2 protein-coding genes are annotated in these 2,138 nt (G+C 69.9%); both read left to right on the top strand.

Annotation, left to right across the window (positions count from 1 at the left end):
* Positions 1–447 precede the first annotated feature (447 nt).
* Positions 448–1,125 (top strand): VTT domain-containing protein, encoded by a 678-nt coding sequence (locus tag G6018_RS10785; protein ID WP_182639579.1) that lies wholly within the window; start codon positions 448–450, stop codon positions 1,123–1,125.
* 194 nt (positions 1,126–1,319) lie between these two features.
* The coding region (locus G6018_RS10780) for an LLM class F420-dependent oxidoreductase (RefSeq protein ID WP_182639578.1) at positions 1,320–2,138 on the top strand (819 nt) is incomplete at its 3' end.

Below are 2,138 nucleotides of genomic sequence, written 5' to 3'. Positions count from 1 at the left end.
CGCCGCCCGGCGCGGCCACGGGGAGGTGGACCTCGCCGGTGGCGGGATCGGGAAGGCAGAAGAACACCACGTCGTCGAAACCCTCGCTGTACGCCGCCGGCGCGGAGTCCTCGGTGGCGGCGGTGAACTCCCCGAGCTGATCGCCGTCGAGCGTCACGCGCACCAGATCCGCGGCGAAGGCAGCGACGGCCGCGTGTGCCGGCCAAAGGGACGGGTGCAGTAGTAGCTGCGATCACTGGTGAGCGAGTGGTCTCGCCGCACCACTCCCACGCCGGCCGGCCCGCTCGGCCGTTCACGACAGGAAATCTCTCAGCCAACCCGGGGTTCTGAACCGGTATCCTCCAATGGTTGCCGGGCATGCGCTGCACCGCGACCGGGCCGTGGACACCCGGCCCCGCGACCAGAGACGCTCACCAGGCCCCGAGCGCGGGAGAAACGGACATCGACGTGATCACCCTTGCCCAGGCGCCGCCGATCGAACCCTCGGCCGAGTACAGCGGATTCATCGGATGGGTCCTGAATCTCATGGAGACACTGGGCGAGCTCGGCGTGGGACTGGCGATCCTGCTCGAGACGTTCCTGCCACCGATCCCGTCCGAGGCGGTCCTGCCCGGGGCGGGGTTCCTCGCCTACGAGGGGCGGATGAGCTTCTCCCTCGCCTGGGCCGCGGCCACGGCGGGCGCGCTGCTCGGCGCCTGGATCTGGTACGCCGTCGGGGCCGCGCTCGGACGCGATCGCACGAGGCGCCTGGTGGGCAGGATCCCGCTGCTCGACTACGAGGACTTCGACAAATCGGAAGCCTTCTTCCAGCGGTGGGGCGGAGTGGCCGTGCTGCTGGGGCGCTGCGTCCCCCTGGTGCGCTCGTTCGTCTCGATACCCGCCGGGATCAGCCGAATGCCCGTCCTGCACTTCTCCGCCTACACCCTCATCGGATCCGGGGTGTGGAACGCGATCTGGATTGGCGCGGGGTTCGTGTTTGGCCCGGCGATCAAGCCCGTTCTGGAGCGGTGGAGTGGGGTGCTGTCCAACGCGGTGTTGGCGATCATCGCGATCCTGTTTGTCTGGTTTGTGGCCAAGCGCGTGCTGCGGCTGAGGGAGCGGCAACGCGCCGAGAGCGTGCAGTGAGCGCCGGTGTTCTCCCGCCCACTCGTCGAGTGGTCGAATGTGACGGATTCGCCAACACCCGACCTGGGAGAACGCGATCAAGAGTGACCCTGCGATGGCTTTGTCGTCGTCGTTCGTTTCGTGCAGCCCCGGTTGGGACGCGCATGGGCCGGTCACACTGGCACGCCTGATCAAGCGGAGGCATTCTGGACGTCATGCCAGCCGACTCCAGCCAGCCCGCGTCCAGCTCCGCCACCGCGCCCAGCGCCACCACCGACCGCGCGTCCGATGGAAAGGTCGGGCTGCGCGTCTTTGTCGAACCCCAGCAGGGTGCCACCTACGCTGATCAGCTCGCGGTCGCCCGCGCGGCAGAGGAGCTGGGCTACGAGGCGTTCTTCCGCTCGGACCACTACCTCAAGATGGGCGACGTCAGCGGCCTGCCCGGACCCACCGACGCCTGGCTCACCCTGGCCGGCCTGGCCCGGGAGACCAGCACCATCCGGCTCGGCACCCTGCTGACCTCGGTGACGTTCCGGCACCTCGGCCCGCTGGCGATCTCCCTCGCGCAGGTCGACCAGATGTCCGGGGGACGCCTGGACATCGGCCTGGGCGCCGGGTGGTACGACGACGAACACACCGCGTACGGGATCCCCTTCCCGCCCATCGGCGAGCGGTTCGACATGCTCGAGGACACCCTCGGCGCACTGGAGACCCTGTGGTCGACGCCCGAGGGCGAGACGGTCACCGTGCGCGGCAAGCGAATCGATCTAGTGGACTCTCCCGGCCTGCCCAAGCCGCTGCAGCAGCGACCGCCGGTCATCGTCGGGGGCTTCGGCAAGCGTCGCACCCCCGCACTGGCCGCCCGGTTCGCCGACGAGTTCAACGTGCCCTTTGCCGACGTCGACACCGTGGCCACCCAGTACCGCCGCGTCGACGAGGCGTGCGCCGAGCGCGGCCGGGCGCCGGGGGAGATCGTGCGCTCAGCGGCCCTGGTCCTGTGCTGCGGCCGCGACGAGGCGGAGCTCGCCCGCCGG

This window comes from Dietzia sp. DQ11-44 (genome assembly GCF_014145205.1).
Classification (GTDB): Bacteria; Actinomycetota; Actinomycetes; order Mycobacteriales; family Mycobacteriaceae; genus Dietzia; species Dietzia natronolimnaea.
The sequence above is the reverse complement of the archived record's forward strand: the minus strand, read 5'-3'. Positions and strand labels throughout refer to the sequence as shown.